A 23,813-nucleotide genomic window follows, 5' to 3' on the forward strand; every position below is an offset into this window, starting at 1 on the left:
CGCGCCACCCCCGCGCCGGCAAGCTAGCATGCCCACCCGCCCGGCGCTCGCCTTGAAGGCGGCCGCTCGCGCGGCTACACGCAGCCGCGACAATGACGCTGCGCGACATGGACATTCTGGTCGTCGGCGCCGGCGCGCTCGGCCTGGCGTCGGCCGCGGCCTTCGCGCTGAAGGGCGCGCGGGTGACGGTGTTCGACCGCGCCGAGCGCCCGGCCAACGCCTCGGCCGTCGCCGCCGGCATGCTGGCTCCCGTGTTCGAGGCCGTGCTCGAGGAGGCCGACGCCGGCCGCGCGGCCCTCTACCGGGCCGGACGCGACCTGTGGCCGGCCTTCGCCGAGGCGTGCGGGATTGAGCTCATCCAGGACGGCGCCGAATGGGTCGGCCCGGCCGAGCCGCTGGCCGGCCGCGCGCGGGGGCTGGGCTTCACGGTCGAGCCGACAGCCGCCGGCTGGCGCACGCCCGACGACTGGCGCCTCACGCCGCTCCAGGCGCTGGAGGCCATGCGCACGACGGTGCGGGCGCGCGGCGGGCGCCTTGTGACGGCGGGCGTCGTGGGGATCGAAACCGATCCGCTGCAGGTGGTCGACGAAACGGGGCGTTCCTTCCCGGCCGACGCGGTGGTCGTCGCGGTCGGCTGGACCGGCGCGCCGCCGGACGGGCCGGCCGAACTGGCGCGGCTGATGGGCTTGGTCGAGCCGATCAAGGGACAGATCCTGGAACTGGGCGGCGAGGGCGCCCATGCGGTCACGGGCGTGGTGCGCGCGCCGGGCGTCTACCTGCTGCCGCGGGCCGGCCGGGTGATCGTGGGCGCGACCATGGAGCCCGGCGTCACCGATTGCGAGGTCGAGGCGGAAACGGTCGCGCGGCTGCGCGCGGCGGCGGTCGCGGTTGTGCCCGAGCTGGCGTCCGCCGAGGTGGTCCACGCCCAGGCCGGCGTGCGTGGCGCTGTCCCCGACGGCCTGCCGATCGCGGGGGCCGTCCCCGGGGCGCCGGGCGTGTTCGTGGCCCTGGGGCCGCGCCGGAACGGCTGGCTGCTGGCGCCGCTGGCGGCGCAGACGCTGACGGCGGCGGCGGCCGGAGAAACGCCCGGGCCGCACGCCGCCGCCATCGGGCCCGACCGGTTCGGCCGGGCCTGCCCTTAACTCGTTAGTCTGGCCCGCGACGGGCGCTGGTCATTGGAACCCGAAGCGCAGCGGGATGCTGACCTCGGCGCCCTCGACCGGCTGTCCGTCGACGGTGCGCGGGCTCATCTTGAAGTAGCGCGACAGCTTGATCGCCGCGTCGCCGAAGCCGTAGCCGGCCGGGTCCTCGGAGGTGACGGCGCAATTGCCGACCGAGCCCGTTGCGGTGACCCGGCACTTCATCACCACCCGGCCGCTCACCTCCTTCTCGATCGCGCCCAGCGGATACCAGCGGGCCATCTGATCGGAGGTCGGCTTGCTGATCCACTTCGGGTTGGCGATGACCGGCGGCGGGGCGACGGCGGGCTTGATCTCGACCGACTTCACGTCGGTGGCAGGGCTGGGCGCGACGATCTCGGGGCCGGTCGAATAGACCGCGGGCGGCGTGTCCGGCGGCGTCAACGGCAGGGTCGGAACCGTCGCGGGCGCGACCGCCTTGGGCTTGTGCACCGGGGTCGGCGGCTTGGGCGGCGTGCGCTCGATCGGCTTCTCGACGGGCGGCGGGGGAGCCATGCTGATCACGAACGGCGGGGGCTCGTCCGGGACCTGGATCAGCGGCGGCGTCTCGAAATTGCGTTGATAGAGCCAGACCCCGCCGGCGACATGCAGGGCGGCGGAGGCCGCGATCGCCATCCACATCCAGCGCGGCAGGGGCTTACGGGTCCCCATGTCGAGCGCGTGGACGACAGCGCCTCCATCGGCGGTCCTCAGCATCATCATGGCCGTCTCCTCGGTGTGCGTTTCCCGCCGTGTTCACCCGGCGTTCGTCGAACATTACGAGTTTGTAAGGTTGCGTAGCGGCAGTATTGCGTTCGAAAAGCGGCGGTCCTTAACACCGGCGTGACGTGGCGTTAGGTCGCCGTTAACCACGCTGACCGAGCTTTCCCTTCGATGACGATAGGCAAGGTGGGATTCGAAGGGGCCGGAGTTGAGGCGGCGATTCGTCGCGCCTCGAACGCCACCGGCGTGGACTTCGAATTTCTTCTGAAGACTGCGAAGCGCGAGAGCGCGCTGAACCCGCAGGCGAAGGCGGGCTCGTCCTCGGCCTCGGGCCTGTTCCAGTTCGTCGACCAGACCTGGCTGTCCACCCTGAAGAAGCACGGCGCCAAGCACGGCCTGGGCGCCTACGCCGACCAGATCCAGCAGGGCGCCGACGGCAGGCTGCGGGTCAGCGGGACGGCGCGGCGCGCGGTGATGGACCTGCGCTTCGACGCGCACGCGTCGTCGCTGATGGCCGGCGAGCTGGCCGCCGACCACGCCGCCTACCTGCGCGGGCGCACCGGGCGCGAGCCGACGGCGGGCGAACTCTACGCCGCCCACTTCCTCGGCCCGGCCGGCGCCGCCAAGCTCGTCGAGGCGGCCGACCGCCAGCCGGGGCTCTCGGCCGCGCGCCTGTTTCCCGACGCGGCCCAGGCGAACCGCTCGATCTTCTACCGCGACGGCCGCCCGGTCAGCGTGGCGGAGGTCTACGCCAACCTGACCCGCACCGGCGGCGTCGCGCCCGCGGTCGACCCGGACGCCGTCCCGTCGGCCGAGCCCGAGCTGGACGGCGGGAATTTCGTCCTGGCCCAGCGCCTGGACCAACTGCGCTCGGAGCAGAACCTGCTGGGCATGATGCTGGGCGGCGACGGCCAGGGCTCGGCGGCCGACACCCTGTTCACCGCCCAGCTGCTCTCCGCCTTCGGGCCGGACGAGGACGAGCGGGCGTAGTCTTAGGCCTCCCCCGAGCGAGCGTAGCGAGCGGTGGGGGAGGGGGACCGCCGAAGGCGGTGGAGGGGGCTCGCCCTGGCGCGACGGAAACCGTGCGCTCCGCTGGAGCCCCCCACGGCGGCTTTCGCCGCCTGCTCCCCCCATCGCTGACGCTCGGGGGGAGATCTAAGGAAAGCGAAGCGCGTTGTGGCTCACGCCACCTTCTTCTCGCCGCGCGAACCGGCGCGGGCCGCGTCGGCCACCGCGCGGGCGACGCCGGCGACGGTGACGGGTTTGCGCAGCACGCTGTCGGCGCCGGCGGCCAGCATGGCCTGGGCTTCCTCGGCGTCGCCGCCGATCACCGCCACCACCGGCAGGCTGGCCTCGGGGCCGTCAAGTTCGCGCAGCGCGCGCGCCGTGGTCGGGCCGTCCATGCCGGGCATGCGGCCGTCCAGCATGATCAGGTCGATCTCGCCGAGCGCCAGCAGGTCCAGGGCGCGGCGGCCGTCCTGGGCGTGCAGGACCTTGTGGCCCAGCTGTTCCAGCACGGCGCGCAGCATGGCGGCGTTCAGCGCGTCGTCCTCGGCCACCAGCACGCGCATGGAGCGGGTCTGGGCGATCGGCTCGACGGCCTCGACGGCGGCGGCCTTCGGGTCGAAGGGCAGCTCCAGCCAGAAGCGGCTGCCGACGCCCGGCGCGCTGTCGCAGAACACGTCGCCGTTCATCAGGCGGGCGAGGCGGCGCGACAGGGACAGGCCAAGGCCCGCGCCGGGCACGCCCGCGCCGGTGCGCACCACGCGCGAGAACGGCTCGAACGCCTGGTTGATCTCGGCCGCCGTCAGGCCCGGGCCGGTGTCGGCCACCTCGAAGCGGGCGCGGCCGGGCTGGGCGAGGAACACGCGCACCTCGATGCGGCCGCGCAGCGTGTACTTCACCGCGTTGCCGATCAGGTTGTTGAGGATCTGGCGCACGCGGGCGCTGTCGCCGACCACGGCGCCGCCGGCGGCCAGTTCGTCGCCGACCTGGGCGACCATCTCCAGGCCCTTGGCGTTGGCCGGCGGGCGGTGCAGCAGGACCAGTTCCTGGACCAGGCGGCCGGCGTCGATCGGCTTGGGCGTCAGGGTCAGGCGGCCGGCTTCGGCCGTCTCGGAATCCAGGGTGGCGTCCAGCACCTCCACCAGATCGCGGGCGGCGTGCAGCGCCGCTTTAAGCTGTTCGCGCGAGGGCGCGCCGCGCGAACCGGCGCCCAGCGCCCCGGCCAGCACGTGGGCGACGCCCGAGAGGCCGTTGCGGATCTCGTGCGACAGGGTGGCCAGGATCAGCGACTTGGAGCGGGTCAGCTTCTTGGCGTCGGCCAGGGCGTTCTCGCGCTCGGCGATCAGGCCCTCGCGCTCGAGGGCCAGCTTGAAGTGGCCGCGCAGGTGGCGGTTCAGGATCAGCGCCAGGGCCAGGGCCAGCAGCAGGCCCGACAGCACCATGTTGCGGGTGGTTTCCGGGGCGTGGCTGGCGTCCAGCGCCAGCACCGGGGCGGCGGCGGCCAGCGGGCCCAGGACGGCCAGCGCCGGCAGGTAGGGGGAGGTGAAGAAGATCACGCCGGCGGCGGCCCCGCCGCACAGCATCAGCAGCAGCGGCGACAGCAGGCCCGCGGCCTGGGCGTAGCCGCAGGTGGCGTAGAGCGCGCCGACCCACAGCGCCGCGCCGGCGCTCTGCACCACGGCGCGCAGGCGCACGTCGTCGTAGCGGTCGTCGTCCTGGTGCAGCCAGCGCATGGCGGCGTAGATGCCGGCCCAGTTCAGGCAGTACAGCAGCACGCAGCCCAGCAGCTGCAGCTTGCCCTGCGCGAACATGCCGACCGCCAGGAACATGACCAGGGCCACGGCGAAGAAGCCCAGGGCGTAGGGCAGGAGCTTCACCTGGGCGTCCAGCGCCTGCCGCGCGACGGCGCGCCGGAATTCGGCCGGGGGCAGGGCGGTGGGATCGACCGACGCGGGTTCCAAAAGCGATCTCCTGACTCGGTTCGAGCCTAGGCGCCGGACCTTGCTGTCCGGTTACGGAACACTCGATCGCCGCCGCGAAAGTGGATTTGAGGCTGCGGCGTTAGGGCGCGGCTTATCCCCAAGGAATCTGGGCCGTTGCGGGCGCGTTGGCGGCCAAAGGTAAAATTTCATTAGGATTGAACTCGCATTTTCCAGGCGTCTTCCGATCCGAATCAGATTCGGGGCCGCCATGACCTTCGCGCGTCCGCGCCTGACCGAAGCCGACCTGCGCCGGCTGTCCAAGCACGAAACGCCGGACGCGCGCGCGACCGCGACCCACAAGCTGTGCCGCACGCTGGACCGCATGCCGCTGTCCGAGCGCGATCGCGCCGCCGCCCAGGACATCGTGCGCCTGCTGGCCGCGGACGCGGTGGAGCTGGTGCGCCGTTCGCTATCGGTGACCCTGCGCTCTTCGCCGCTACTGCCGCGCGACGTGGCGATGAAGCTGGCCGCCGACGTGGAGAGCGTGGCCCTGCCGGTGCTGGCGGAGTCGCCGGCCTTCACCGACGAGGACCTGATCGAGATCGTCCGCCGCGGCGCGCCCGAGCGCCAGGTCGCCATCGCCCAGCGTCCGAAGGTTGCCGCGCGGGTGACCGGCGCGATCATCGCCTTCGGGGCCGAGCCGGCGGTCGCCGCCGTCTGCGCCAACGACCACGCCGAGACGCCGGAACGGGCCCTGTCGCTGGCCCTGCAGCGCTTCCCGAAATCGCCGGCCGTGGCCCAGGCCGTGGCCGCCCGCTCGGCCGTGCCGCCGCACATCGTCGAGCAGCTGGTCGGCCGGCTGGAAGGGGCGGTGCGCGAGCAGCTGATCAAGCGTCACGGCCTGTCGCCGGAGCTGTCCCTGCGCCTGGCCGCCGGCGCCCGCGAGCGCGCCACCGCCGACATCGTCGACCAGATCGCCGACGCCCGCGACCTGGCCGCCTTCGCCGCGCACCTGAACAAGCTGAAGCGCCTGAACGCCTCGCTGCTGCTGCGCGCCCTGGCGCGCGGTCAGATGACCTTCTTCGAGCACGGCCTGGCCGAGCTGGCCGGCGTGCCGCACTCGCGGGTCTGCATCATGGTTCACGACGCCGGGCCGCTGGGCCTGCGCGCCGTGTGCGAGCGGGCCGGCCTGCCGACCCGCCTGTTCGCCGCCTTCCGCACCGGCGTCGACGTGTGGCGCTCGCTGCAGCACGAGGGCCTGCTCGCCGACCGCGAGCGGCTGCAGGAGCGCATGCTGCAACGCTTCCTGACCCAGCGCCCCTACGCCCCGCGCGAGGACCTGGAGTACCTGCTCGAGCGCCTCGACCGCCGCGAAGACGACCTGCGCCCGCACCACGCCAACGCGGCTTAGCTCATCAGCGCCCGACCGGCCGCGCCGGCGCGCCGACGACGGTCGCGCCGGCCGGGACGTCGCGGGTGACCACGGCGCCTGAGCCGACTACCGCGTCGTCGCCGACCGTGATCCCGGGCAGCAGGATCGCGTTTCCGCCGATCCAGACGTTGTCGCCGACCCGCACGGGGCGGGCGAGCTCCAGCAGTTCGCGGCGCAGCGCCGGATCGCGCGGGTGGTCGGCGGCGTAGATCTGCACGCCGGGGCCGAGCTGGCACAGCTTTCCGATCGCCACCTCGGCGCAGTCCAGGATCACGCAGCCGAAGTTCATGAAGGTCCCGGCGCCCACGCGGATGTGGGCGCCGTAATCGCAACGGAACGGCGGGCGGATCACCACGCCCTCGCCCGCCTCGCCAAGCAGGTCGAGCAGAAGCGCGCGGCGGCGTTCGGGCTCGTCCTCGTTAGTGGCGTTGTACAGGTCGAACAGCCGCTGGGCGCGGGCGTGGTCGGCGGCGAGCTCCGCGTCGGGGCGGTAGAGTTCGCCTGCGAGCATCTTCTGCTTTTCGGTCGGGGGCATGGCCGCCCAACGCGGCGGAGGGGCCGCAAGCTCCTTCTCCCGCAAGGGAGAAGGGCAAAAAGAAACGGCCGGGCGATGTTGTCGCCCGGCCGCTTATGAATGCTCTGTCGGAACGCTCAGATCGTCGCCAGGTGCGCCGCGACCTTGCCTTCCAGCTCTTCGGCGAGCGCGCGGCCGACCGGGTGCTCGTCGTCCTTGATCTCGTCGCGCACGGCCGCCTTGATGGCCTCGACGTGGGCGTCGATCAGATAGACCGGCGCCTTCATCCGCACGTCCGGCTTGTCGGTCATCTTGCAGAGCGAGGCGGCGATGCGGGTGATCAGCGGGTATTCGTAGGTCGCGCCCAGGCCCTTCAGGTCGTGGGCGCGCATGTACAGCCCCTCGGCCGTCTCGGGCGTGTAGCCCTGGGCCTTGATGGCGGCCTGGGCCGCCTCGAGCTTGGTGATTTCGTCGTTCAGCCATTGGGCGAACTGGGCCGACAGCCCCTTCAGGGCGGCTTCGGCCTTGGCCAGGGCGGCCGGGTCGATGCCGCCGAAGCGGCCGCCGCCGACCTTCAGCCGCAGACTGGTCTGCGGCGGGATGACCTGGGCGGGGTTCGGCTTTTCCACGGCGAACGTCCTTTGCGAACTCTCGCGGGGAGCATGCACCGATAGGAGTTAGGAAATCCTAACGGCATTCCTCCCCCGAGCGAGCGAAGCGAGCGGTGGGGGAGGGGGGGCGCCCGAAGGTTGGTGGAGGGGGCTCCAGCGAGGCGCGCCCTTCGGACCGGGCGTGGTCGGAAAGGACTGACGGTGTGGCCGGCCTTTGCGCCAGGACGAGCCCCCTCCACCATGCTTCGCATGGTCCCCCTCCCCAAGAGGGGGAAGATTTTTTAAGCCGAGAACTGCTCCACCAGCACGCGCTCCTCGTAGGTCCGGCCGGCGTCGAACAGCATGACCAGCGAGATGTTGCGCTGCTCGGCGACGCTGACGCGGGCGACGTCGCGGACTTCGAAGTTGTCGGCCACCGCGCTGACCGGGCGCTTGTCGGCCTCCAGCACGTCGAAGGTCACCTGGGCGGTGTGGGGCAGCAGCGCGCCGCGCCAGCGGCGGGGGCGGAAGGCGCTGATCGGGGTGAGGGCCAGCAGAGAGGCGCCCAGCGGGATGATCGGGCCGTGGGCCGACAGGTTGTAGGCGGTGGAGCCGGCCGGGGTGGCGACCAGGCAGCCGTCGCAGGACAGCTCCTCCAGCCGCACCTTGTCGTCGACCGAGATGCTCAGCTTGGCCGTCTGGCGCGTCTGTCGCAGCAGCGACACCTCGTTGATGGCCAGCGCGCGGCGGGTCTCGCCGTGAATGGTCCAGGCGTCCATGGCCAGCGGGTGGATGACGGTCTGCTCGGCGGCGTTGATCCGCTCCAGCAGGCCGTCCTCGGCGTAGTCGTTCATCAGGAAGCCGACCGAGCCGCGGTTCATGCCGAAGATCGGCCGGCCGTCGGCCAGGTGGCGGTGCAGGGTCTCCAGCATGAAGCCGTCGCCGCCCAGCGCGACCACCACCTCGGCCTGGGCCTCGGGCGTGTCGCCGTAGATCGCGGCCAGCCGCTCGCGCGCTTCCTGGGCCTCGGGCCGGTCGGCGGCGGTGAAGGCGAGACGCCGGATCAGGGTGTGCGGCGGATGCATGAGGCCAGTTGCAGCTGCGCCGACCCGATCTGTCAAATCCGTTCGACGAACATCCGGAAGGCGTCGGCGGCTTCCCTCGGCGACAGGGAGAAGGCGGCGGCGGTGCGCTTGCCGGCGTCGACGGCGCCGCCGGGGCGGCCTCCGTTAAGGCCCATGACCCGGCCCAGGATGTCGGGGAACACCACCCGGTCGATGCCCACCGCGGCGCAGGCCAGGGCCAGCGGCTCGGTGGTGCGGGCGCGCAGCGCCGCGCGCACGTCGGAGGCGTCGAATTCGCCGAGCGTGGCCAGGGCCTGCACGAACAGGCCCAGTTGCCCCTCCTTCAGCACGCGCACCAGATAGCCGGGGCGCAGCTGGCCGGCCGCCTGCAGCTTGGCGACCAGGCGGGCCTCGGACTGGGCGTCCTCGACCGGGGCGGGACGCGGCGCGCCGCCGATCGCCGACTGCACGGCGTCGGACAGGGCGGAGTCGAACACGGTCACGTCGATGCGGAAGCGCGAGACGATCGCCTGGCGCAGCGCCTGGCCGACCCAGGCGTAGAGCTGTTCGGCCAGCTGGCGGGTCAGGCGCGGGTGACGGGCCAGGGGCGAGCGCAGGGCGGCGATGCGGCGCGAAGCGTCGACCAGGCGCGCCAGGCTGTCCTCGGTGGTGGCGGCGGTGTCGTTGGCCGCCAGCGCGACCAGGGCTTCGGGGCCGGCGTGGTCGATCAGGGCGTCGACCACGCTCTCGCTGATGTAGGGGCGGCGGGCGACTTCGATCTGGTGCTCGAGGGTGGCCTCGACCACCACGCGCACCAGGGCGGCGTCGTCCAGCAGCGAGCTGGCGGCGATGATCGGGCGGGCGATGTCGATCTCGTCCAGGGCCAGGACGTGGATCAGGCCGCGCGGGGCCCATTCGACGCGTCCCAGGCGCTCGGCCAGGGCGCGGCGGATGTCGCGCTCGGCGTCGACCACCAGGGTCATGAACACGTCGCCCAGCAGGGCCTGGATCTCGGGGCGGCCGGCTTCGGGCGCGCCGTCGCACAGGTCGGCGATGGCCAGCAGAAGCCGCTCGCGGTCTCCCGCCTGGCGGCTTTGCGCCAGTAGAAGCAGGCTTTCCGTCTTAACCGCCGCCGACACGCACGTTCCCCGCTTCTGAAAGCGTCCGGACCTTCGCCGCCGGGAATGAAAACAGCCTTAACGGCGCCTCAATCTTGACGGCGTTCACCTACGGCGCGACGGTCCCCGCCAACGAAAGAAGAGTACCGAGGAGACGACCATGGCGGACGGCGCGCAGACCTCCCTCAAGGGGAGGGTGAGCGAGGCGGAGTGGAAGACCCGCGTCGATCTGGCGGCGTTGTACCGGCTGGTCGCCCTGCACGGGTGGGACGACGCCATCTTCACCCACATCTCGGCCCGCGTGCCGGGGCCGGAGAAGCACTTCCTGATCAATCCGTACGGCTGGTTCTTCGGCGAGATGACCGCCTCGTGCCTGGTCAAGGTCGACCTGGAGGGGAACGTCGTCCAGGAGACCGCCAGCTTCATCAATCCGGCGGGCTTCACCATCCACTCGGCCGTGCACGCCGCGCGCGAGGACGCGCACTTCGTCATGCACCTGCACTCCGACCAGGGCGTGGCGGTGGCGGCCATGAAGGACGGCCTGCTGCCCCTGACCCAGCACGCCCTGCTGGTGCGCCCTCAGCTGGCCTATCACGACTACGAGGGCATCGCCCTGAACCTGGAGGAGCGCGAGCGCATCGTCGCCGACCTGGGCGACAAGAAGCTGATGCTGCTGCGCAACCACGGCACCCTGTCGGCCGGCGCGACCGCGGCGGAGGCGTGGCTGGGCATGTTCTTCCTGGAACGCGCCTGCGCCCAGCAGGTGATGGCCCTGTCGGCCGGCCGCGACGGCGTGCTGACCGCCCCGCAAGCCGCCCAGGAAGAGGTCAAGCAGGTCGGCGGCATGGGCATGGGCTTCATCTCCGGCCTGGCCTGGCCGGGCTTCCTGCGCCGCCTCGACCGCGAACTGCCGGGCTACGACGCGTAAGCGCCGCGTCCGGTCTCCCCGTCCATGTGGCGCACGGTCCGGAAGACTCCGGGCCGCCGATCGCTCACGCGTCGGCATGTATGAGCGAGCTTCTGTGGCCGTTCGACGCAAGGTGTGCGCCCGTTTTGGGAGTATCCGGGATCGTGCGCGAAAATTCCGCGACGGAAATCCCGCACTAACTCGTTAGAACTCGCCGGGGAGGGGCGATCCGTTTTGCGGAACGCCCTTTTTCCCTATAGCGCAGGCGTGATCGTCGGCGCCTCGACGACGGCCGACTCCGCAGGTAGTTGGGGCGTCATCAATCAGTAACGATCCGTCGGCACACGAGGGGTCACGCGTTAAGACGGGCGATCGAGCGCCTATGGCTACGGGGAGTGGGCCGGCCTTGTTTAAGCGACACTTTTTCCTGGTCGCGGCGATCGCCGTCGTACTGACGATGGGCGTGGCGGGCGGCATGAAGCTCGCCTTCGGGCGCGACAAGGGCGGTCCGGGCGGCGGCGGCGGCGGTGGCGGCCGCGGCGCCCAGATCACCCAGTACGTCGTGGCCCCGCGGCCGTTCGTGGATCGGGTCGAAGTGCTGGGCCAGGCCAAGGCGCGTGAATCCATCACCGTCACGGCGCCGACCTCCGACCTGATCGCCGCCGTGCACTTCCGTCCGGGCCAGTCCGTGGCCAAGGGCGCGGTGCTGGTCGAGCTGGTCACCCGCCAGCAGGACGCCGACGTCATGCAGGCCCAGGCCACCGCCGACCTGGCCGAGGCCGAGTACAAGCGCTGGCAGACCCTGGCCGACAAGGGCATCGCGCCCCGCGCCACGGCCGAGCAGCGCAAGGCCGAATGGCAGCGCGCCAAGGCCGCCGTCGTCGCCCAGAACTCCCGCAAGCTGGACCGCGTGATCCGCGCGCCGTTCGCCGGCACCGTGGGCCTGTCCGACACCGCGCCGGGCATGCTGGTCAGCCCGGGCACCCCGATCGTCACCCTCGACGACCTCAGCGTGATCAAGGTCGATTTCCAGGTGCCGGAACGCTACCTGCCGATCCTGCAGGTCGGCGCGCCGATCCAGGCGACCGCCGACGCCCTGCCGGGCGTGACCCTGAACGGCCGCGTGGCGGTGCTGGACACCCGCGTAGACCCGGCCACCCGCGCCCTGACCGCGCGCGCCGAATTCGCCAACGCCGACGGCCGCATCAAGCCGGGCATGCTGATCCGGGTCGGCCTCGACCACGGCTCGCGCACCGCCCTGGCCGCGCCGGAATCGGCCGTGCAGTTCGAAGCCGACACCGCCTTCGTCATGAAGATCACCCCGCAGGGCGAGAAGACCGTGGCCCAGCGCGTGGTCGTCCTGCCGGGCTCGCGTGAGGGCGGCTTCATCGAAATCCGCGACGGCCTGATGGCCGGCGACAAGATCGTCGCCGACGGCCTGAACCGGGTGCAGCCCAACCAGCCCGTGCGCCTGGCCGGCGCCAAGGGCGGCGAGGGCGGCCACGGGAGCGGCAAGGGCGGCTCCAAGCAGGGCGCGGCTCGATGACCCTTTCGGACATCTCCGTCCGACGTCCGGTGTTCGCCGCGGTCGCGGCGATCATCCTCTGCGTGGTCGGCCTGGCGGCGTTCTTCGTGCTGCCGGTGCGCGAGCTGCCCGACATCGACCCGCCGATCGTGTCGATCACCACCAGCTACACCGGCGCCTCCGCAGAGGTGATCGAGAACCGCATCACCGAGGTGATCGAGCGCCAGGTGGCCGGCATCCAGGGGGTGCAGCGGATCACCTCGTCCTCGCGCGACGGCCGCTCCAACATCTCGCTGGAGTTCTCGCTCGACCGGAACATCGACGACGCCGCCAACGACGTGCGCGACAGCGTCTCGCGCGTGGTGCGCTCCCTGCCCGAGCAGGCCGACCCGCCGGAAGTGGCCAAGGCCGACGCCGACGCCTCGCCGGTGATCATCCTCAGCTTCGCCTCGGACAAGATGAGCCGGCTGGAGCTGACCGACTACGCCGAGCGCTATCTGGTCGAACGCTTCTCCACCGTGCCGGGCGCCGGCCAGGTGCGGGTCTTCGGCGATCAGACCTACGCCATGCGCATCTGGCTGGACGCCGACCAGCTGGCCGCCCGCGGGCTGACCGTGCAGGACGTCGAAGCCGCCCTGAACAGCCAGAACGCCGAGCTGCCGGCCGGCTATCTGGAAGGCCAGGACAAGGACTTCACCATCCGCGTGGCGCGCAGCTACGGCACGCCGCAGGACTTCGCCCAGCTGCCGATCGGCAAGCCGGGCGCGAACGGCTACGTCACCCGCCTGGGCGACGTCGCCCGCGTCGAGGAGGCCGCCTCCGAGCGCCGCCGCCTGTTCCGCTCAAACGGCCTGGACCAGGTCGGCATCGGCATCACCCGCCAGTCCCAGGCCAACGACCTGGAGATCTCCAAGGGCGTGCGCGAGGCGATGGAGCAGATCAAGCCGGGCCTGCCGGCCGGCACCAAGCTGGAAGTCATCGTCGATAACTCCAGCTTCACCTCCGAGGCCATCAGGGAGGTGTGGATCACCATCGGCATCTCGCTGGCCCTGGTCGGCCTGGTGAACTTCATCTTCCTGGGCACGCTGCGCGCGGCCATCGTGCCGACCATCGTCGCGCCCATCTGTCTGCTGGCCACCTTCATCGTGCTGGCCCCCCTGGGCTTCTCGCTGAACCTGCTGACCCTGCTCGGCCTGGTGCTGGCCGTGGGCCTCGTCGTCGACGACGCCATCGTCGTGGTCGAGAACATCCAGCGCCGGGTGGACGAGGGCGAACCGGCCCCGGTCGCCGCCCAGCGCGGCGCGAAACAGGTGTTCTTCGCGGTAGTGGCCACCACCATGGTGCTGATCGCGGTGTTCGCGCCGTTGCTGTTCCTGCCGGGCTACATCGGGCGTCTGTTCGTCGAACTGGCGGCGGCCATCGCCGCGGCCGTGGCCTTCTCCGCCTTCCTGGCGCTCAGCCTGTCGCCCATGCTGGCGTCCAAGCTGCTGCGTCCGGCCCACGGCGAAGGCTTCGTCGCCCGCCACATGGACCGGGCGATGGACGCGCTGCGCGACTCCTACCGCAACTCGCTGGACAGCCTGCTGGGCAAGAAGTCGGCGGCGATCGCCGTCGGCGGTCTGACCCTGGTCGCCGCCCTGTCGGCGGCGGGCCTGTTCTTCGCCCTGCCGCAGGAGCTGGTGCCGCCGGAAGACCGCGGCCGGGTGGACGTGCGCCTGCAGGGCCCCGAGGGCGCCGGCTACGACTACATGGTCAAGCAGTCGAGCAAGCTGGAGAAGGCGCTGGCCAAGGAAGTCGGCCACGGCGGTCCGGCCGAGCGCTACATGATCAGCCTGCCGGGCTTCGGCGGGGCCAGCTTCAACGGCGGCAGCGGCGTGCTGGTGCTGAACGAGATGGCCGACCGTTCGGAATCGGCCGACGAGATCGCCGCGCGCCTGAACAAGAGCCTGTCGGGCATCACCGGCGCGCGCGTGATCGCGTCCGTCCGCGGGCCGTTCCAGCGCGGCGGCGGCGGGGGCGGGGGCGCCAACGTCGACTTCATCGCGGTCGGCACCGACTACGACGAGCTGCAGCGCTGGATGCAGCCCATCCTGCAGGCGGCCAACGACAACCCGGGCCTGGTGCGCCCGCGCCTCGACTACGAGCCGAACGCGCCGCGCCTGCTCGTCGACATCGACCGCGAGAAAGCGGCCGCGCTCGGCGTCTCCTCGACCGACATCGGCCGCGCGCTGGAGACCATGTTCGGCTCCCGCCGCGCCACGACCTACATCAAGGGCGGCCAGGAGTACGACGTGCGCCTGCAGACCGACCTGGAGCAGCGTCGCGGCGTCGAGGACCTGAACTCGCTCTATGTGCGCTCCGCCTCCGGTCAGTTGGTCCCACTGGCCTCGGTGGTGAAGACCGAGCTGAAGGGCGACACGCCCGACCGCAAGCGTCTGGACCGCCTGCGCGCCATCACCCTCACCGCCGAGCTGCAGCCCGGCTACACGGTCAAGGACGCGGTCAGCTTCTTCCAGACCGAGGCGGCCAAGCAGCCGGCCGGCCCGTCCGTCCGCTGGGGCGGCCAGGCCCGCGACCTGCTGGAAGCCGGCGGCGCCGTCGGCGTGGCCTTCGGCCTGGCGCTGCTGCTGGTCTTCCTGGTGCTGGCGGCCCAGTTCGAGAGCTGGATCAACCCGGCGATCATCATGCTGACCGTGCCGCTGGCGGCGCTGGGCGGGCTGTTCGGCCTGCTGATGGCCGGCTCCAGCCTGAACATCTACAGCCAGATCGGCCTGATCATCCTGATCGGCATCGCCGCCAAGAACGGCATCCTGATCGTGGAGTTCTCAAACCAGCTCCGCGACGAGGGAAGGTCCGTGCGCGAGGCGGTGATCGAGGCCAGCTCGCTTCGCCTGCGCCCGATCATCATGACCTCGATCGCCACCGCCTTCGGCGCCCTGCCGCTGGTGCTGTGGGAAGGGGCCGGCGCGGCCAGCCGCCAGACCATCGGCGTGGTGATCTTCGCCGGTGCGATCTTCGCGACCCTGCTGACCCTGTTCGTGGTGCCGATGTTCTACAACCTGCTGGCCCGCTTCACGAAGTCGCCCGAGCACACCGCCCGCCAGATCGAGGCCTGGGAAGAGGGCGAGAAGGTCGCCAACGACCGGCTGGACGAAGCGGCGGAATAGAAAGCGGTCCTTCTCCCCTTGCGGGAGAAGGGAGGGCGTTTAAACGGCAAAGGGTCCGAGCCGGCGGGGAGGAAACCGCGGATCGGACCCCAGGCCGCGCAGTCAAGGCGGCTCTCCCGGTCGGGGCGGGAGAACTCAGCCGGGCCGGTGGCCCGTCTCGGTCATCAGGTAGGCGATCAGGTCGGTGCGGTCCTTGGCGTCGTGCACGCCGGCGAAGGACATCTTGGTGCCGGGCAGGAAGTGCTTCGGGTCGGACAGCCAGCCGTCCAGGCGCTGGGCGTCCCAGGTGAAGCCGGCGTTCTTCACCGCGTCGGAGTAGTTGTAGTCGGCCTTGGAGCCGGCCTTGCGGCCGAACACGCCGTAGAGGTTCGGGCCGGTCATGTTCGGGCCGCCTTCGGTCAGGCTGTGGCACGAGCGGCAGCGGGCGAACACGCGCTTGCCGTTGGCCAGGTCGGCGGTGTTGTACGGGGCCGGGAAGGTGGCCAGGATCTTGGCTTGATCTTCGGTCGGCGGGACCGGGATCGGCGCCGCCGAGGGGGCGGGCGCTTCGGCCGCCGGAGCCTCGGCCGTCTTCTCCTGCTTGGGCCCGCAGGCGCTGAGCGCCATGGCGGCGGAGGCGGCGAGGACGAGAAGGGCGGGGCGGCGCATGGGCGGTCTCCTGTCGGCGGTTCGTCGAGCGTCGCTATACCGCTGTTCGATCCTCATGGCACGCCGTCCGGCGCGGATTGAAGGCTGTCGGTCTTCCTCGGGCGGGTGAAAAAAGACGCCGGTCGGGGGCGAACAATCCCGACCGGCGGGCCAGGGTGGAGGAAGAAGGCTTACGCTTAGCGGCCGCGCCGCGGCTTGGTCACGGCCGCCGGTTCGTCGGAGCGGATCGAGGCCTGCACCACCGGCGGGGCGGCGGCGGCGACCCGGCGCGCGCCGGGCTGCGGCGTGCTGGCGTCCAACACCGCGCTGGCGGTTTCCGCCATGCCGTGCACGCCCAGGCAGAAGACGTCCTCGTAATGCGGGCGGGCCACCGACAGGCACTGGTACAGGTTCAGCTTGGCCATGCGCAGGGCGAAGCCGAACTTCTGGTCCGACAGCAGCGGCTTGATCCGCTCGGCGTCGTCGGCTTGGCCGGCTGCGGCGAGCGCCGCCAGCGCCAGACCGCGCGACACCACCGGCGAGTAGCCGCCGCCGCCGCCGTGCGAATGCACCGAGGCCGTCTCCAGGCGGGCGCGGTCCTCGGGGGTGGGCTTGTAGCGGGTGGTCGAGATCGCCTTGATCCGGGCCAGACGGGCGGTCGGATTGGCCACGTTCCCCGTGGCCCAGGCCTGACGTTGGACGTCGTAGGCTTCCTGCTTGATGGCCTTGCCGGCGCTCAGCAGCCGCCCGCCCTGCTCTTTCAGGGCCGCGCTGGCGCTGGCTGCGGCGCTGTCCGCGCCGGACAGGTCGCCCGCCGAGGTCGGGTCGCTGATCAGGCGGGTGGCGAAGTAGGGATCGGCCTGGGCGGCCATGCGAGCCGAGCGCACGAACCGGTCGTCCTGCAGGGCCAGCGTCGCGACGTAGGCGATCGCGCCTTCCTCCAGCTGCTTGGCCTCGTAGGAGGCGCCGGTGTTCAGGGCGCGCTGGATCTCGTCGCCGTTCTTGAAGCCGGGCGAGATGGCCCCGGCCTTGGACATGTAGGTCTCGTAGGCGCTGGCCGCGTCGACGAGGCGCGCGGGCAGGTCGATCGCGCCGGATGCGTCCGCGTCGCGCGCCGCGGCGCCGCTGACGGGCAGGGCGGTCAAGAACAGCGTTCCGGCCGTGGCGGCGAGGATTGTGCGAATTCCAAGTCTCATGGCGGGCTCCCTGATGCGGTTTCAGGAGAGCGCTGCGCGCATTGCTCAAATCATAAGAGATATGGCTAGCGAGTTTTCAATATATCTGAACACGATTTGTTATCGTTGAACGATATTCATGGTGTTTGGCGGTTAAGCATGCTGAATTTCGACGTTCTTTTTCAGCGATGTGATCGTCGATTGGTAGTATTCGCGTATCGCCGGTATCGGTCGCGGGTCAGTCGCCCCCGCCCTTTCGCCAGGCCGCGCGGGCCTGCGCCAGCTCACGCTCGGCCCGATCGCGGCGAGCCTCCAGCTCCGTGCGCAGGGCGGCTTCGCGCCGGTCGAGCGCGCGGCGCTCGACGGCGAGGGCGGCCAGGGCCTCGTCGGCTTCGCGCTCGACCGCCTCTCGGGCGCGCTCGGCGGCGTCCAGCGCCGACCGGTCGGGTTTCGGCTTCGGCGGTGGTGGCGGCGGCGGCGGCGACACGAGCTCGGGCGATTTGTCGCGGGTCGTCGGCTTCGGCCTGGGCAGGGACGGGACCTTCGGCAAGGCGGCGTCCCCGGCGGTGAACGGGCCATCGGTCCCGACCGCGCGGCGCAGCACCACGCCCGGATGGGCCAGGGCCGCCTTCACCGCTTCGGGATCTTCGGTCACGCCGGCGGCGCCGGAGGCGAACAGGTCCTCGCGCACGTCCCAGGCGGCGCGCGCGGCCTTCTGGGACGGCGCGGCCACGATGGTGTCGAAAAAGCCGATCTGGGTGCGATAGACCTTCAGCCGCGTCGCCATGGCGCGCAAACGCGCCGGACGGGAACTGCGATCCTCAGTGCTCCGGCTTGCCCTCCAGGAGCTGGCGGCGCGTGCGGGAGATCTCGCGCCAGACCGCGGCGATCTGCAGATAGGCGAGGCGTTCCTCGTCGGTCTGGGCGATGCGCGCCAGCCGCTCGGCGTCCTCGGCCCGGGTTTCATAAAGGCACGCCTTCTGCACGCGACCCCACTCGTTACGGTGACGGTCAGCGAGAACGCCGAGGGCGTCTCATGGTTCGATGCCGAACATATCGGCGTGATCTCAGGCGTCGGTGATCAGCCGCGCCCCGCGCCGGCGGGTGACCCAGGCCCACAGCCAGTCGGTGGCGACGGCCAGGCGCTGGCGCAGGCCGATCAGGAAGTAGACATGGGCCACGCTCCAGAACAGCCAGCCCACGAAGCCGGTGATCTCCACCCGTCCCAGCTTCACCACGGCGGCGTCGCGGCCGATGGTGGCCAGGTCGCCCTGGTGGCGATAACGGAACGGCGCGTCGGCGGACGTCCCGGCGATGCGGGCGGCGATCACCTTGCCGACGTAATGGCCCATCTGCTTGGCGGCCGGTGCGATCCCCGGGACGGGCTTGCCGTCCGCCCTGGCGACCATGGCGGCGTCGCCGATCACGAACACCTCCGGATGCCCCGGCATAGACAGATCGGGGCCGACCAGCAGCCGGCCGGCGCGGTCGTGCTCGCCCGGAAGGGCGCGGACCAGGGCTGCCGCCTGCACGCCGGCCGCCCAGATCATGGTCGCCGCCTCGATCCGGCCGCCGTCCAGCGCGGCGCCTTCTGCGTCGACGCCGGTGACCATCTGGCCGGTCATGACCTCGACTCCCATCGCCTCGAGCCGACGTTGCGCGTAGGCGGCCAGGTGTTCGGGCATGGCCGGCAGGATCCTCGGCCCGGCCTCGACCAGCACGATCCGAGCGGTCGCCGGGTCGATCGAGCGGAAGTCGCGGGGCAGGGCGTCGCGGGCGATCTCGGCGATGGCGCCGGCCATCTCCACCCCGGTCGGGCCGCCGCCGACCACCACGAAGGTGAGCTGGCGCGACAGTTCGTCCAGGTCCCGGGCCAGCTCCGCCCGCTCGAAGGCGCTGAGGATGCGCCGGCGTAGCCTGAGCGCGTCGTCGATGCTCTTCAGGCCCGGCGCCCAGGCCGCCCAGTCGTCGCGGCCGAAGTAGGAGTGCGTCGCGCCGGCGGCGATCACGAGGAAGTCGTAGGGGAACGGCCCGTCGGCGGTCTCCACCGCGCGCGCCTCCAGGTCGACCGCGCGCGCCGCTGACAGCACCACGCGTACGTGCCGCAGGCGGTGCAGGACCTCGCGGATCGGCCAGGCCACCTCGGCCGGCGAGAGGGCGGCGGTGGCCACCTGGTAGAGCAGGGGCTGGAAGGTGTGGTGGTTGCGCCGGTCGATGACGGTGATCGAGGCCATGGTCCGGCCCAGGGCGCGTACCGCCTCCAGGCCGCCGAAGCCGGCGCCGACCACCACCACCCGTGGGCGGGTGCGCACGGGGCGGCTGGGGTCTGCCATGGCTGCGCTCCTGTCGGAGGACAGGAACCCGTCGCGGGCGTGCGCGGTTCGGCGCGGCTTCAGGCGAAGGCGCGGCCGTCCGCGCCGTGGGCGATGCGTCCGACCAGCTCGACCACGTTGCGCAGCACGAACAGCACCACCGCGAACAGCAGCCAGGCCATCACCCGGGCGCCGCGCGGCGCGCGCACGGCCAGTTCCAGCGCCAGGCCGCCGAAGGCCAGGACCAGCAGGGCGGCGAAGAAGGTGAAGGCGAGGGCGGCCATGGCGGGGCTCCGGTTGCGACACGGCCAAGGTGGAGACCGGCTGCGTCAGAAACGGACGCATCTCGGATATGTTGGCAATCAAACAAAATCCCGTGACCCCGCTTGCGGGCGCCCGCCCGACGTGAGAGCGCATGTCCCGGGGCGGGGGACGAGAGCAGGAGACAAGCGCCGCCATGAGCGCCCCCGAACGGATCGGAAATCCCGCCCTGCGGGCCAAGGTGATGCCGGCCGAGGCGGCCGCCGCCCTGATCGCCTCCAACAGCACGGTCGGCATGAGCGGCTTCACCGGCTCGGGCTATCCCAAGGCCGTGCCGCTGGCGCTCGCCGCGCGCATCGAGGCGGAGCGGGCGGCGGGCCGGCGCTCGCGCCTGCGGGTGTGGACCGGGGCCTCGACGGGGCCGGAGCTGGACGGCGCGCTGGCCCGGGCCGACGGGATCGAGTTCCGCCTGCCGTACAACTCCGATCCGATCGCCCGCGAGCGCATCAACCGCGGCGAGATGGAATACCTGGACATGCACCTGAGCCAGGTCGCGCCCATGGCCTGGGAGGGCTTCCTGGGCCCGCTGGACACGGCGGTGATCGAGGTGACGGCGATCCGGCCGGACGGCACGCTGATCCCGTCCTCGTCGGTGGGCAACAACAAGACCTGGCTGGAGCGGGCCGACCAGGTGATCCTGGAGGTCAACGCCTGGCAGAACCCGGCGCTGGAGGGGATGCACGACATCTACTACCGCACGGCCCTGCCGCCGAACCGGGTGCCGATCCCGCTGGTGCGCCCCGACGAGCGGATCGGCGAGCCGGGCTTCCGGGTCGATCCCGACAAGATCGTCGCCATCGTCGAGACCGACGCGCCGGACCGCAACGCGCCCTTCACCCCGCCCGACGAGACCGCGCGCGCCATCGCCGGCCACCTGATGGAGTTCTTCCGCCACGAGGTGGCGCGCGGCCGCCTGCCGGCTTCGCTGCTGCCGCTGCAGTCGGGGGTGGGCAACATCGCCAACGCCGTGCTCACCGGGCTGAAGGACGGGCCGTTCGAGAACCTGACCGCCTACACCGAGGTGATCCAGGACGGCATGCTGGAACTGCTCGACAGCGGCCGCATGCTGTCCGCCTCGGCCACCGCCTTCTCGCTGAGCCCGGAGGCGGCCGCGGCCATGAACGCGCGCATGGCCGACTATCGCGACAAGATCATCCTGAGGCCGCAGGAAATCAGCAACCACCCCGAGCTGATCCGCCGGCTGGGCTGCATCGCCATGAACGGCCTGATCGAGGTCGACATCTACGGGGCGGTGAACTCCACTCACGTGATGGGCTCGCGCATCCAGAACGGCATCGGCGGCTCCGGCGACTTCGCCCGCAACGCCTTTATCTCGGTGTTCATGACCCCCTCGACCGCCAAGGGCGGCAAGATCTCAGCCATCGTGCCGATGGCCAGCCACGTCGACCACATCACCCAGGACGTGCAGGTGATCGTCACCGAGCAGGGCCTGGCCGACCTGCGCGGCCTGTCGCCCAAGCAGCGGGCCCGGGCGATCATCGAAAATTGCGCCCATCCGGACTACCGGCCGGGGCTTGAGGACTATTTTCAGCGGGCGCTGAAGGAGTCCTACGGCCTGCAGACCCCGGTGCTGCTGGACGAGGCCCTGTCCTGGCACCGGCGCTATCTGGAGACCGGCTCGATGCGGCCGGGCTGATCAGCCGGGCAGGCGCTCGAAGGCCGGCAGGCCGTCGGGCAGGTGGTGGAAGTCCTGCTTGTCGACGGTGAAGATCGCCATCTTCGGGCCGCGATAGGGGGCCGGCTCGTCGAGCATGCCGATCTTCAGGATCACCGCCTCCAGGCCCGGCCGGCGGGTGGCCAGATGGGTGCCGCAGCGGCCGCAGAACTCGCGGGTCACCGGCGCCTCGAGGTCGTCGCGGGCGAAGGTCCGCGGCGCCTGCAAATCAGAGCAAGCGCCGCCGACGCCGCGGGGGTGCGACCTTTGCGCACGTGGACGGCCAAGCTTGCGGCGGGCGACGATCGCTTTCAAGCTTTGCAGGAGTTCGCCGATGTTCGCCCGAAAGAAGCCCGCCGCCGAGCCGAAAGCCGCCGCGCCGAGCGCGACCGACGCCTTGCTGGGGGCGCTTCTGGGCGACCCGATCGATCCGCCGGCCGAGCTCGGCGAGGCGGCCGCGCCCGTGGCCGAGCCGGTCGCCGAAGCTGAGCCGGAAACCGCATCCAAGCCCGAGACCAAGCCCGAGCCTGCTCCGGCGCCCGCCGCGGCGCCCGCCCAGCCGGCCCGGGCCGAGCGCGCGCCAGCTCCGGCCGCCCGGCCGAAGACGGCCTCCTTCCTGGCTGGCGACCTGACCTTCGCCGGGACCCTGTCCGGGGACGGCGACGTGCACCTGGGCGGCCCGTTCGAGGGCGAGGTGCGCGCGCAGAACGTGACGGTCGGCGCCGGCGGCCGGGTCGACGGGACGGTCGTTGGCCGGCGCATCGAGGTGCTGGGCCGCGTGAAGGGAGCCCTGGTCGCCGACGAGGTGCGGGTGCGTCTCAACGCTCAGGTCGAGGGCGACGTGACCAGCGACAGCTTTACGCTGGAAGCCGGCTCCCGGTTCGAAGGCGTGAGCCGCCGCAAGCCGGCCTGACGGGGAGGGGGGCGCTGGTGCCGGTTGCCGGAATCGAACCAGCGACCTTCTGATTACAAATCAGCTGCTCTACCAACTGAGCTAAACCGGCCCGGGGCGGTTTATGCCGCCGCCCGGGCGCGGGCGCAACGCCGGGTCAGCCGCCTTCGCCGTCGAGCGTGAAGCCGGCCTTGAGAATCACCTGGAAGTGGCAGGGCTGGCCCTCGTTCACGTGGCCGCGGATCTGCGTGACCTCGAACCAGCGCAGGTTGCGCAGGGTCTGCTCGGCGCGGCCCAGCGCGTTGCGGATCGCGGCTTCGATGCCGTCCTGCGACGTGCCGGCCAGCTCGACGATCTTGTAGACGTGGTCGCTCATCTGTTCCTCCCTGGGTGCTGCTCAGGCGGTCCGCAGCGGCTTCAGCGCCTCGGCCCAGCGCTTCAACTCGGCGAGCGCGGTCTTGGCCGAGGTCTCGTGCATTTCGGTCGGTTTGAAGCCGCCGGCCGGGTCCATGTGCTGGGCGAACATCGGGATCACCACGGCCTCGACCAGCGGCACCACCTTGAGCGTGGTCAGCAGCTGCTTGGTGATCTGCACGCCGCGCAGGCCGCCCGAGACGCCGCCGTAGCTGACGAAGGCGGCCGGCTTGTAGTTCCACTCGCGGTAGACGTAGTTCAGCGCGTTCACCAGCGAGGCGGGCGGCCCGTAATTGTGCTCGGGCGTGACGAAGACGTAGGCGTCGGCGGCGTGGACGCTCTCCGCCCAGGCCCTGGTGTGGGCGTGCTGGTAGGCCTGCTTCATCGGGTGGTTGGGCTCGTCCAGCACCGGCAGGTTGAAGTCGGCCAGGTCGACCAGGTGGGCGTCGAAACCGCCGTGCTCGAGCGCCAGTTCGTGAAACCACCCAGCGATGGCCGGGCCGACGCGGCCGGGGCGCGTGCTGGAGATGAGGGTGTGAAGCCTGGGGCGCATGTCCTGAACTCCTGCCCCCGGCGCCACTAAGCGCGCGTCCGGGGGCGGCTCAAGGAACGGATGCGTGAGCCGGCTGGTTATGGCTCAGCTTCGGTCAACCGGGGGCAGGACCCATGACGCGTTGGATTGCGATCGCGACGGCGGCCCTGGTGGCGGCCGCGGGGGGCGGCGCGGCGGCGAAGGACATCCCGGGCGGCGGCCTGACCGTCGAGGAGGTCGCCGAATGGCTGGGCGCCCAGGGCTACAAGGCCGACCTGGAAAAGGTCGAAGGCGAGACGCACGTGGCCAGCGCCGCCGACGGCGTGAACTTCGACATCTACATGTACGACTGCAAGGACCAGGGGCGCTGCTCGGCCCTGCAGTTCAGCGCCGGCTTCGACCTGACCGACGGCACGGACCTGGACACGGTCAACAGCTGGAACAAGGCGAACCGCTACGTCAAAGCCCACCTGGACGAGACGAAGGACCCGTTCTTCCAGTACGACGTCAACCTCAGCCCGGGCGGCACCTACGAGGCGCTGGACGACGACTTCGGCGTCTGGCTGATGCAGCTGCCCAAGATCAAGGCCCAGATCGACTGGTAGCGGCGCGCCGCCGGCCAAGGCGGGGTGGACGCCGGGCGGGTGACCAGCGCCGGCGCGGTCGCCGCCAGCGCCGGTGAGCCCCGGGGCCGTCCCCTGACGTATCCGTAGAAAGACG

The 23,813-nt window shown here is 71.4% G+C and carries 24 protein-coding genes and 1 tRNA gene; 9 read left to right on the forward strand and 16 right to left on the reverse strand.

Annotated features, from left to right (window positions below; all coding sequences use genetic code 11):
• The first annotated feature begins 92 nt into the window (after positions 1 to 92).
• Positions 93 to 1,142: an FAD-binding oxidoreductase gene (locus H8B08_RS13270; RefSeq protein WP_187450672.1), complete on the forward strand. Its 1,050-nt coding sequence runs from the start codon at positions 93 to 95 to the stop codon at positions 1,140 to 1,142.
• Between the two features lie 30 nt (positions 1,143 to 1,172).
• Here the strand turns inward: H8B08_RS13270 and H8B08_RS13275 are convergent, their stop codons facing one another.
• Entirely contained in the window at positions 1,173 to 1,901 is a 729-nt protein-coding gene (locus tag H8B08_RS13275) for a TonB family protein (protein WP_187450673.1), read from the reverse strand.
• 171 nt (positions 1,902 to 2,072) lie between these two features.
• On the opposite strand from H8B08_RS13275, the gene H8B08_RS13280 reads away from it, so the two are divergent.
• Positions 2,073 to 2,891, forward strand: a complete 819-nt coding sequence (locus H8B08_RS13280; RefSeq protein ID WP_187450674.1) for a transglycosylase SLT domain-containing protein — start codon at positions 2,073 to 2,075, stop codon at positions 2,889 to 2,891.
• Positions 2,892 to 3,082: 191 nt separating this feature from the next.
• On the opposite strand, the gene H8B08_RS13285 is transcribed toward H8B08_RS13280, so the two are convergent.
• The gene (locus H8B08_RS13285) at positions 3,083 to 4,867 is read right to left on the reverse strand and encodes an ATP-binding protein (protein ID WP_255500829.1); all 1,785 of its coding nucleotides are present in this window, start codon (positions 4,865 to 4,867) and stop codon (positions 3,083 to 3,085) included.
• Between the two features lie 229 nt (positions 4,868 to 5,096).
• Here H8B08_RS13285 and H8B08_RS13290 point away from each other — a divergent pair, with 229 nt between their 5' ends.
• Complete coding sequence (locus H8B08_RS13290) at positions 5,097 to 6,239, forward strand: DUF2336 domain-containing protein (RefSeq protein WP_187450675.1); 1,143 nt, start codon at positions 5,097 to 5,099, stop codon at positions 6,237 to 6,239.
• 4 nt (positions 6,240 to 6,243) lie between these two features.
• Here the strand turns inward: H8B08_RS13290 and H8B08_RS13295 are convergent, their stop codons facing one another.
• From H8B08_RS13295 to H8B08_RS13310, 4 genes are all read right to left on the reverse strand, one after another.
• On the reverse strand, positions 6,244 to 6,795 hold the full coding sequence (locus H8B08_RS13295) for a sugar O-acetyltransferase (protein ID WP_187450676.1): 552 nt from the start codon (positions 6,793 to 6,795) through the stop codon (positions 6,244 to 6,246).
• 116 nt (positions 6,796 to 6,911) lie between these two features.
• Entirely contained in the window at positions 6,912 to 7,403 is a 492-nt protein-coding gene (locus H8B08_RS13300) for an Hpt domain-containing protein (RefSeq protein WP_187450677.1), read from the reverse strand.
• A gap of 263 nt (positions 7,404 to 7,666) precedes the next feature.
• The gene (locus tag H8B08_RS13305) at positions 7,667 to 8,449 is read right to left on the reverse strand and encodes an NAD kinase (RefSeq protein WP_187450678.1); all 783 of its coding nucleotides are present in this window, start codon (positions 8,447 to 8,449) and stop codon (positions 7,667 to 7,669) included.
• A 32-nt stretch (positions 8,450 to 8,481) separates the two neighbouring features.
• Positions 8,482 to 9,567, reverse strand: coding sequence for a DUF2336 domain-containing protein (locus H8B08_RS13310; RefSeq protein ID WP_187450679.1), 1,086 nt, complete (start codon positions 9,565 to 9,567; stop codon positions 8,482 to 8,484).
• Positions 9,568 to 9,706: 139 nt separating this feature from the next.
• Here H8B08_RS13310 and H8B08_RS13315 point away from each other — a divergent pair, with 139 nt between their 5' ends.
• The 3 genes from H8B08_RS13315 to H8B08_RS13325 all read left to right on the forward strand — a co-directional run bounded on the left by H8B08_RS13315 (position 9,707) and on the right by H8B08_RS13325 (position 15,145).
• Positions 9,707 to 10,474, forward strand: coding sequence for a class II aldolase/adducin family protein (locus H8B08_RS13315; protein ID WP_187450680.1), 768 nt, complete (start codon positions 9,707 to 9,709; stop codon positions 10,472 to 10,474).
• 385 nt (positions 10,475 to 10,859) lie between these two features.
• Positions 10,860 to 11,999 (forward strand): efflux RND transporter periplasmic adaptor subunit, encoded by a 1,140-nt coding sequence (locus tag H8B08_RS13320; protein WP_187450681.1) that lies wholly within the window; start codon positions 10,860 to 10,862, stop codon positions 11,997 to 11,999.
• A complete protein-coding gene (locus H8B08_RS13325) occupies positions 11,996 to 15,145 on the forward strand; it encodes an efflux RND transporter permease subunit (RefSeq protein ID WP_187450682.1) in 3,150 nt (1,049 codons plus the stop codon). Before H8B08_RS13320 ends, H8B08_RS13325 begins: the two co-directional genes overlap by 4 nt.
• 135 nt (positions 15,146 to 15,280) lie before the next feature.
• Here H8B08_RS13325 and H8B08_RS13330 read toward each other — a convergent pair whose 3' ends face one another.
• From H8B08_RS13330 to H8B08_RS13355, 6 genes are all read right to left on the reverse strand, one after another.
• Entirely contained in the window at positions 15,281 to 15,793 is a 513-nt protein-coding gene (locus H8B08_RS13330; protein ID WP_187450683.1) for a cytochrome c family protein, read from the reverse strand.
• 176 nt (positions 15,794 to 15,969) lie between these two features.
• Positions 15,970 to 16,917: a hypothetical protein gene (locus tag H8B08_RS13335; RefSeq protein ID WP_187450684.1), complete on the reverse strand. Its 948-nt coding sequence runs from the start codon at positions 16,915 to 16,917 to the stop codon at positions 15,970 to 15,972.
• A 268-nt stretch (positions 16,918 to 17,185) separates the two neighbouring features.
• Entirely contained in the window at positions 17,186 to 17,734 is a 549-nt protein-coding gene (locus H8B08_RS13340; RefSeq protein ID WP_187450685.1) for a hypothetical protein, read from the reverse strand.
• A gap of 34 nt (positions 17,735 to 17,768) precedes the next feature.
• Positions 17,769 to 17,933 (reverse strand): hypothetical protein, encoded by a 165-nt coding sequence (locus H8B08_RS13345; RefSeq protein WP_187450686.1) that lies wholly within the window; start codon positions 17,931 to 17,933, stop codon positions 17,769 to 17,771.
• 81 nt (positions 17,934 to 18,014) lie between these two features.
• Positions 18,015 to 19,280: an NAD(P)/FAD-dependent oxidoreductase gene (locus H8B08_RS13350; RefSeq protein ID WP_187450687.1), complete on the reverse strand. Its 1,266-nt coding sequence runs from the start codon at positions 19,278 to 19,280 to the stop codon at positions 18,015 to 18,017.
• Positions 19,281 to 19,339: 59 nt separating this feature from the next.
• Complete coding sequence (locus H8B08_RS13355) at positions 19,340 to 19,543, reverse strand: hypothetical protein (protein WP_187450688.1); 204 nt, start codon at positions 19,541 to 19,543, stop codon at positions 19,340 to 19,342.
• Positions 19,544 to 19,674: 131 nt separating this feature from the next.
• Here H8B08_RS13355 and H8B08_RS13360 point away from each other — a divergent pair, with 131 nt between their 5' ends.
• Entirely contained in the window at positions 19,675 to 21,237 is a 1,563-nt protein-coding gene (locus tag H8B08_RS13360) for an acetyl-CoA hydrolase/transferase family protein (RefSeq protein WP_370545475.1), read from the forward strand.
• Here the strand turns inward: H8B08_RS13360 and H8B08_RS13365 are convergent, their stop codons facing one another.
• Positions 21,238 to 21,483 carry a GFA family protein gene (locus H8B08_RS13365; RefSeq protein WP_222934471.1) on the reverse strand — a complete coding sequence of 82 codons (246 nt, stop codon included), beginning with the start codon at positions 21,481 to 21,483 and terminating at the stop codon, positions 21,238 to 21,240. It lies immediately after the preceding gene.
• A 106-nt stretch (positions 21,484 to 21,589) separates the two neighbouring features.
• Here H8B08_RS13365 and H8B08_RS13370 point away from each other — a divergent pair, with 106 nt between their 5' ends.
• A complete protein-coding gene (locus H8B08_RS13370) occupies positions 21,590 to 22,168 on the forward strand; it encodes a polymer-forming cytoskeletal protein (RefSeq protein WP_222934472.1) in 579 nt (192 codons plus the stop codon).
• A 15-nt stretch (positions 22,169 to 22,183) separates the two neighbouring features.
• On the opposite strand, the gene H8B08_RS13375 is transcribed toward H8B08_RS13370, so the two are convergent.
• The 3 genes from H8B08_RS13375 to H8B08_RS13385 form a co-directional block, all read right to left on the reverse strand.
• Positions 22,184 to 22,259: transfer RNA gene (locus H8B08_RS13375), tRNA-Thr, on the reverse strand.
• Positions 22,260 to 22,304: 45 nt separating this feature from the next.
• Entirely contained in the window at positions 22,305 to 22,523 is a 219-nt protein-coding gene (locus H8B08_RS13380; RefSeq protein WP_187450691.1) for a dodecin, read from the reverse strand.
• 21 nt (positions 22,524 to 22,544) lie between these two features.
• A complete protein-coding gene (locus tag H8B08_RS13385) occupies positions 22,545 to 23,114 on the reverse strand; it encodes an NADPH-dependent FMN reductase (RefSeq protein ID WP_187450692.1) in 570 nt (189 codons plus the stop codon).
• 113 nt (positions 23,115 to 23,227) lie between these two features.
• Here H8B08_RS13385 and H8B08_RS13390 point away from each other — a divergent pair, with 113 nt between their 5' ends.
• Entirely contained in the window at positions 23,228 to 23,698 is a 471-nt protein-coding gene (locus H8B08_RS13390) for a YbjN domain-containing protein (RefSeq protein ID WP_187450693.1), read from the forward strand.
• Positions 23,699 to 23,813 lie beyond the last annotated feature (115 nt).

The sequence above is a fragment of the Caulobacter sp. 17J80-11 genome (assembly GCF_014349105.1).
Lineage (GTDB): Bacteria > Pseudomonadota > Alphaproteobacteria > Caulobacterales > Caulobacteraceae > 17J80-11.